This window comes from Enterococcus sp. DIV2449a, from assembly GCF_051711225.1.
In the GTDB taxonomy this organism is placed as follows: Bacteria; Bacillota; Bacilli; order Lactobacillales; family Enterococcaceae; genus Enterococcus_D; species Enterococcus_D casseliflavus.
Map to the genome: position 1 here is coordinate 3,482,635 of NZ_JBIOME010000001.1, position 7,584 is coordinate 3,490,218.

The following is a 7,584-nucleotide window of genomic DNA, read 5'->3' on the forward strand; positions in this document are numbered from 1 at the left end:
ATATTAACCGTCTTTAGTTAACCTTGGCAATCTTCCCTTGCTCGATATACACCATCAAAATACTGATATCAGCTGGGTTTACTCCGCTGATACGGCTCGCTTGGGCGATGGTTTCGGGTTGGATTTTTTGCAGTTTTTGTTTGGCTTCTGTTGCCAAGCCATTGATAGCGGCATAGTCGATGTTTTCAGGAATGCGTTTGGCTTCCATCCGTTTGAGTTTCTCCACTTTTTCGAGGGCTTTTTTGATATAGCCTTCGTATTTGATTTGGATCTCGACTTGTTCGATCTCTTTTGGCTTCAATGCTTCATTGGCTTCGATAAATTGTAGCATTTCGGCATACGTCACTTCAGGCCGACGCAAGAATTCATTTGCTAAAACGCCATCTTTCAAGGTAGCCGTCCCTTTAGCAGTCAAATACGCTTGTACTTCTGGCGTTGGTTTGATGCGGATCTTGGATAAACGTTTAATTTCTGCTTCAACAGCTTCTTTTTTCGCTACATACGCTTCGTATTGTGCTTCTGGGACGAGCCCGATTTGATGTCCCACTTCGGTCAAACGCAGATCCGCATTATCATGACGCAGCAATAAGCGGTATTCGGCACGAGAGGTCAATAAGCGGTAAGGTTCATTGGTTCCTTTGGTCACCAAATCATCGATCATCACACCGATATAACCGTCGCTGCGTTTCATAATGAAGGGTTCTTTGCCTTGAATTTTCAAAGCAGCATTGATGCCTGCGATCAAGCCTTGACCGGCCGCTTCTTCATAGCCGCTGGTTCCGTTGGTTTGTCCTGCCGTAAAGAGGTTTTCGATGACTTTGGTTTCTAATGTTGGACGCAATTGATGAGGCACCACGACATCATATTCAATGGCGTAGCCCGTCCGCATCATTTCCGCTTTTTCTAAACCTGCGATGGAATGCAGCATTTGAACTTGGACATCTTCTGGCATAGAAGTAGAAAGCCCTTGAACATACACTTCTTCGGTGTTCAACCCTTCTGGTTCCAAGAACAGTTGGTGACGAGATTTGTCTGCAAAACGCACGATTTTGTCTTCGATAGATGGGCAATAACGGGCACCTACTCCTTCGACGATCCCTGTAAACATCGGCGCCCGGTGTAAATTCTGGTTGATGATTTGGTGCGTCCCTTCGTTCGTATAGGTCAACCAGCAAGGTTCTTGGTTTTGATTGTAGGCTTCATCGGGTGTGCTGTAACTAAAGTGATTCGGTTGTTCATCGCCAGGCTGGATCTCCGTTACCTCATAGTTGATGGTGCTGGATTTCACCCGCGGTGGTGTACCCGTTTTAAAACGAGCAATCTCTAGGCCAATCTCTTTCAAATGATCGGCTAGTCCAATCGATGGCTGGGAGTTGTTTGGTCCAGAAGAATACTTCAACTCTCCAATGATGATCTCTCCTCGCAACGCTGTTCCCGCAGTGATCACTACAGCTTGGGCTTGGTAACGAGCGCCTGTAGAGGTCACGACGCCACGGCATTCGCCTTCTTCAACGATCAGCTTTTCAACGATTCCTTGGCGCAGTGTCAGATTGGCTTCTTTTTCGATCGTTCGTTTCATTTCAGCCGCATAGGCATGTTTATCGGCTTGCGCCCGCAAGGCCCGCACAGCGGGACCTTTTCCTGTATTGAGCATCCGCATTTGGATGTAGGTTTTGTCGATATTTTTGCCCATTTCTCCGCCTAAAGCATCGATTTCGCGCACCACGACGCCTTTTGCTGGTCCGCCGACGGAGGGATTACAAGGCATGAATGCGACCATGTCTAAGTTGATGGTCAGCAAGAGGGTTTTTGCCCCCATTCGGCTGGCTGCCAAGGCAGCTTCTGATCCGGCATGGCCGGCACCAACAACGATCACGTCATAACTTTCTGCTTGATATTCTTGCATGGTGTTCTCCTTTTTGCGCCAGTGGCGCATTCTTTATTTTCCTAAACAAAACTGACTGAACAATTGGGTGATCAACTCATCTTGGACACTGTCGCCGACAACTTCTCCTAGATAGTCCCAGCAGCGTGTCATATCGATTTGAACCAAGTCGACAGGCATTCCTGCTTCGATCCCTTGGATGACCTCAGACAACGACTGAACGGCATTTTCTAATAAGGCAATGTGGCGAGTGTTAGAAAGATAGGAAGCATCCTTATCGGTGGTCTTGCCCCCAAAGAATAGATCGGCAATGGCTTGTTCCAGTTGGTCTAAGCCTTCGTTGGTCAACACAGAGACAGAAAAAATCGGTTCATCTGCTGCGTACTGCACTAGCTCAGCGGGTGCTAATTTTGGCTCAAGGTCGGTCTTATTCAATAAGATGATCCGACGGCTGCCAGCAGTCAGCTCCAGCAATTGTTTGTCTTCCTGGGTCAATCCTTCGCTTTGGTTGAGAACCAGCAAAATCAACTCCGCTTCTGCCAGTGCTTTGCGGCTGCGTTCGACCCCGATTTTCTCAACGACATCTTCTGTTTCGCGGATACCAGCCGTATCGATCAGTTTCAACGGTACCCCGCGAACATTGACATACTCTTCAATAACATCTCGAGTCGTACCAGCAATGTCTGTCACGATGGCTTTTTCTTCCCTTAATAAATGGTTCAATAAGCTGGATTTACCGACATTCGGCCGACCGATGATCGCGGTACTCAAACCTTCTCGCAAAATTTTTCCTTGTTGGGCAGTCGCTAATAAGGCTTGGATCTGCCCTTTGATCATCGTGGCTTTTTCTAGCAATAAGCGGGTCGTCAATTCTTCCACATCATCGTATTCAGGGTAATCGATATTCACTTCAACTTGCGCCAGCGTCTCTAAGATCTCTTGGCGTAAGGTCCGAATCAAGTGGGAAAGATTGCCATCCAGCTGATTGACTGCGAGATTCATCGCCTTATCGGTCTTGGCACGAATCAGGTCCATCACCGCCTCGGCTTGAGAAAGGTCAACCCGTCCGTTTAAAAAGGCCCGCTTCGTGAATTCTCCCGGCTCAGCCAACCGTGCGCCTTGTCGTAAAACCAGCTGCAAGAGTTGATTGACGACAACGATCCCGCCGTGGCAGTTGATCTCGACGACATCTTCTCGGGTAAAGGTCCGCGGCTTTTTCATCACTGATAGCATCACTTCATCCATCAAACGGTTTTCTTCTGGGTCCACGATATGACCATAATGGATCGTATGACTAGGGACTTGGGCGAGGGTTTTAGTGCCTGCTTGAAAAATCCGATCCGCAATTGCGATCGCTTTTTCCCCGCTTAATCGCACAATACTGATGGCCCCTTCGCCTGGCGGGGTGGAAATCGCGGCAATCGTATCAAATTCTTGCGTTATATTCGCCATGTTGCTTGCTCCTCCTATTTTTTCACATAAAAAAAGTGCCCACTCCACCCGTTAAATTGATTGAAAATCAATAAAAACGAGTAGACTTAGCACTTTGACTGCTTGTCAATTAAATTCTGGAAATAGATTAGCACATTTTTGCGTGAGTCGCAAGCTTCCTTCAAAAACTTTTAAATTTTGCATCTGTCCGCAAAAACCTTTAAAATAAAAGCAAAGAATAAGAAAAGAGGGATCTATTATGGAAACCATCAAATCATCAAACAGCGCTGCTCGCATTAAAGAAATCATTTTATCGACAGGAAACGTGAATCGGCCTTACGTCGTGCGGGATATCGTCTTTGCGGCAGACAAAATCGAAGTAGATCTATTTGATACATCTGTGAATTTGAACGATCTGTTGGCAGATGTGACCTATCGCTTAAAAGAAACCGCCCACAGCTACGGAGCGAATGCAGTGATCAACTGTCATTTCGAACATGACCGCATCGTCGAAGGCGACAAAACCTACCTTGAGATCTTTGCCTATGGTACTGTGGTTCAATTTACTCAATCAACCATCGGCGGCTAATTGCCTCTATCATCAAGTAAATATCCACCCGTGAAACGGGTGGCTTTTTAACAGCCCTAGAAGGGCTTACCACTCGCTAGCCCCTTAAAAGGGGCTTTTTAAATGACCACCAACCGCTCACAGCCCTATCTCTCTTTAACTATTTAAATGGATCTACATATTCTTGTTTACTTATACTATCTCTTATTCGATCATCTGCTTCTTGTTCTCGAATATATTTTTCAATTGTTTTTTGATTTAACCCAACCGTACTCACGTAGTATCCTTTGGACCAAAAGCTTTTATTCCCATACTTATATTTCAAATTCGCATGTTTTTCATGGATTAAGGTTGCACTTCGTCCTTTTAAGTAGCCCATAAAACTAGAAATACTAATCTTTGGTGGTATTCTTACTAACATATGAATATGGTCAGGCATGGCATGAGCTTCAATGATTTCAACATCTTTCATCTCACACAATTTTCTTAATATCTGACCAATACTTACTCTTAACTTTCCATAAATCACTTTTCGTCGATACTTCGGGGTGAAGACTATGTGATACTTACAATTCCATCTGGTATGTGCTAAACTTTTATCGTCGTTAGACATAAAAAAACTCCTTTCGATCTGATATGCGGTTGGTAGCCACTATTAGTATATCGAAAGGAGTTTTTTATCGCTAAAGCTATTTCGTCCACGCGTAGAAACGCGCGGTTTTTTTGTTTCGTACGCTACGCGAACGAAACTGACTAAAGTCAATAAAGAAAAATACAAAAAAGAGTCCGCGGCATACGGACTCTTTTTTGATACCAAAGGCTGACCTACGTAACGTATGTTGACTTTGATAAGAATGATTTCTAGTCAAGGATACTTGGTTTTAAATTTGTTGTCAATCGCTTTTTCCCATCAAAAAAGGGAAAGGCTTGTCAGACCGCCTTTCCCTTTTTCATTAAATTCGTTTGTCCGCAGGTTCCACTACTAAGTAGCGATACGGTTCATCCCCTTCAGAATGAGTTTGAACATACGCATCTTTACTCAAAACTGAATGGATCTGCTTTCTTTCAAACGCCGGCATCGGTTCTAAAAAGACTGGGCGGCCTGTTCGTTTGACTTTTTCAGCAGTACGGCTAGCCAAACGTTCTAAGATCGCTTGACGTTTTTCACGGTAATCTCCGACATTCACTACAATCGACAATTTGTTTTTCGCGATGCGGTGAATATACACTTGCGCCAAATATTGCAGTGCATTCAAGGTTTTGCCGTGCTTCCCAATCAAAATGCCTTGTTTTTGCGTTTCTAAATGAAAGACGACCACGCCGTCTTGACGAGCGGTTTTTACTAAGGCGGGTGCATTCAATGCTTTTGAAATATTTGTCAGATAGAGTCCCAGCTGAGCCAGCGCTTCCTCATCTGAAAGATCCGTCAGCAAAACAGGTTCGCTCGCTGCTGCTTCCATCACACTGCTTGCATCCTCTGTCGTCACAGGATCTGGTTCTACCAGCGGTTTTGCTGGTACTTCTTCAACGGGTGCCGGTTCTTCAACGATTCGTTTTTCAATGGAGACCCGTGCTTGTTTTTTTCCTAGACCCAAGAAGCCTTTTTTTCCTTCATCCAGGACTTCGATTACTGCTTGATCTTTGGTGATACCAAGGACTTGCAATCCCTCTTGAATTGCTTCATCTACTGTCAGATTTTCATAAATCGGCATTGCAGTGCAACCTCCTCTTATTTTTTCCGTTTCTTTTTAGGACTCATTGCTTTTTTCAGCGCACGTTCACGCTCGCGTTCTTTGCGGGCAGCTTCTTCTCTTTCTTGGCGAATCTTGAATGGGTTATTTAAGATCATTGTTTGCACAACTTGGAATGCATTGGAAACGACCCAGTACAAGGAAAGACCGCTGGCAATGTTGATCCCCATCAGTAAGATCATCATCGGCATAGCGAAATTCATGATTTTCAGACTCGCATTTGATTCCACTTGGCTCATACTTGATAAGTAAGTACTTGCAAAAGTAAAGAGCGCCGCTAAAATCGGCAAGATGAAGTATGGGTCACGATCACCCAGCTGCAGCCATAAGAATTTTCCTTCTTGCAGAGCAGGAACCCGTGAGATCGATTGCCACAAGGCCATCAAAATCGGCATTTGTACCAATAATGGCAGACAGCCGGCATAAGGATTGACATTGTTTTCCGCATACAAACGTTGTGTTTCTTCTTTTAACTTGCTTTGTGTTTCTGTATCTTTTGACGCATATTGCTGTTGCAGCGCTTTTAACTTCGGTTGTAATTCTTGCGTTTTGCGCATGCTTTTGGTTTGAAAGTGCATCAACGGCATCAAAATGACCCGAATGATCAATGTAAAGAGGATGATCCCGATCCCGGCATTGCCGAAGGAGAGGGCTTTGATCGCCTCTGCAAAATAATAAACGATGTAACGGTCCCATAGACCAGTACTTTGTGCATTTACTTCACCTGTTGCACCGCAGGCAGATAAGACAACTACTAATGAGAGAACTCCCAAAAATAGTAAGACGCGTTTCCCTTTTTTCACGTAACTAATTCCTTTCCATTAATGAATAATTTTGGCAAGTTTTAAGACATGCTCTAAATTCGAGTAGATTTCCTTTGAGGAACAAGTGGCGATACTTGGACGGGCGATCACGATGAAATCGACCGCTGGTTCGATTCGCGGCTTCATTTCCGTTAAACTTGCACGGATCTTGCGCTTGATCTCATTTCGCTTCACTGCATTACCGACTTTTTTCCCTACAGATAAACCAACTCGAAAATGTGATTGCTCTTTAGGTAAGACATACACCACGAACTTCCGATTTGCAAAAGAATTTCCTGCCTGAAAAACTTTTTGAAAATCTTGCTCTGTTTTTACTCGATAGGATTTTCTCATCTTCGGTTCCTTCACTTCTTTCAATTAAGCTTCGCGAAACGGATTGAATCCGTAACCACTCACCTGTCAATAATACCATATTTGCCAAAAGTCAGACACTATATTCCGCAAAAACGGCATAAAAAAAAACCACTGGCATTCAGTGGCTTACGCAGAAATAACCTTTCTGCCTTTACGACGACGGCTAGCTAAAACACGACGTCCATTTTTTGTACTCATACGTTTACGGAATCCGTGAACTTTTTGACGTTTACGTTTATTTGGTTGATACGTTCTTTTCATTTATTTCCACCTCCATCAGGATAATGCTTATGCGCACAGACATACTTTGATAGTATAACGAGTCAAGTACTAGTTTGTCAATAAGAAGTTTGCTCAAAATCAGGCATTCTTTATCCACAATCCCTTTGATTTGTGTGGGTTTGCTGTTTATAGCCAATTTTTGTGGATAACTTTTCCCCAGAGTTATTTTGGCTTTTTCCACAAACAAACAGCCTGTAGAAAAGTTTTCCACAATCACTTTTTTAACTGTTGATAACTACCCCGAAACCTAGTGTTATCAAGGTGTGATCTTGACATCGATCTGTGGATAAAGGAGATTGTTTTACAGTTATGCACATTCTTTTTCTACCTGTGGATAGTCGGATTTCGAACATGTGCATTTCCATTTTTCTTTTATCCCGTTTTGTGGAAAAGTATTTTTTTCTAACCTTTTTTATCGTAATCTGTGGAAAACTTTTTCAATCCGTGCTATTTTAGTTATATCTATTCTTAGTTATAGGAGGACAATTT

General features: G+C 43.7%; 8 protein-coding genes. 1 reads left to right on the plus strand and 7 read right to left on the minus strand.

The genetic code is table 11. From position 1 onward, the window contains the following. Positions 1-13: 13 nt before the first annotated feature. Positions 14-1,906, minus strand: a complete 1,893-nt coding sequence (gene mnmG, locus IGI76_RS16620; RefSeq protein ID WP_194185241.1) for a tRNA uridine-5-carboxymethylaminomethyl(34) synthesis enzyme MnmG — start codon at positions 1,904-1,906, stop codon at positions 14-16. A 33-nt stretch (positions 1,907-1,939) separates the two neighbouring features. After that, the gene (mnmE, locus tag IGI76_RS16625) at positions 1,940-3,337 is read right to left on the minus strand and encodes a tRNA uridine-5-carboxymethylaminomethyl(34) synthesis GTPase MnmE (protein ID WP_194185240.1); all 1,398 of its coding nucleotides are present in this window, start codon (positions 3,335-3,337) and stop codon (positions 1,940-1,942) included. Between the two features lie 238 nt (positions 3,338-3,575). On the opposite strand from mnmE, the gene IGI76_RS16630 reads away from it, so the two are divergent. Then, positions 3,576-3,905, plus strand: a complete 330-nt coding sequence (locus tag IGI76_RS16630; RefSeq protein ID WP_005226284.1) for a heavy metal-binding domain-containing protein — start codon at positions 3,576-3,578, stop codon at positions 3,903-3,905. 139 nt (positions 3,906-4,044) lie between these two features. Here IGI76_RS16630 and tnpA read toward each other — a convergent pair whose 3' ends face one another. From tnpA to rpmH, 5 genes are all read right to left on the minus strand, one after another. Then, positions 4,045-4,497, minus strand: a complete 453-nt coding sequence (gene tnpA / locus IGI76_RS16635) for an IS200/IS605 family transposase (RefSeq protein WP_008382269.1) — start codon at positions 4,495-4,497, stop codon at positions 4,045-4,047. Positions 4,498-4,837: 340 nt separating this feature from the next. After that, the gene (jag, locus tag IGI76_RS16640; RefSeq protein ID WP_005226285.1) at positions 4,838-5,596 is read right to left on the minus strand and encodes an RNA-binding cell elongation regulator Jag/EloR; all 759 of its coding nucleotides are present in this window, start codon (positions 5,594-5,596) and stop codon (positions 4,838-4,840) included. A 17-nt stretch (positions 5,597-5,613) separates the two neighbouring features. Then, positions 5,614-6,438, minus strand: coding sequence for a YidC/Oxa1 family membrane protein insertase (locus IGI76_RS16645; protein ID WP_010748469.1), 825 nt, complete (start codon positions 6,436-6,438; stop codon positions 5,614-5,616). 18 nt (positions 6,439-6,456) lie between these two features. After that, a complete protein-coding gene (gene rnpA / locus IGI76_RS16650; RefSeq protein WP_015510644.1) occupies positions 6,457-6,792 on the minus strand; it encodes a ribonuclease P protein component in 336 nt (111 codons plus the stop codon). Between the two features lie 147 nt (positions 6,793-6,939). Beyond that, positions 6,940-7,074: a 50S ribosomal protein L34 gene (gene rpmH, locus IGI76_RS16655; protein WP_002356012.1), complete on the minus strand. Its 135-nt coding sequence runs from the start codon at positions 7,072-7,074 to the stop codon at positions 6,940-6,942. Between the last annotated feature and the right edge of the window lie 510 nt (positions 7,075-7,584).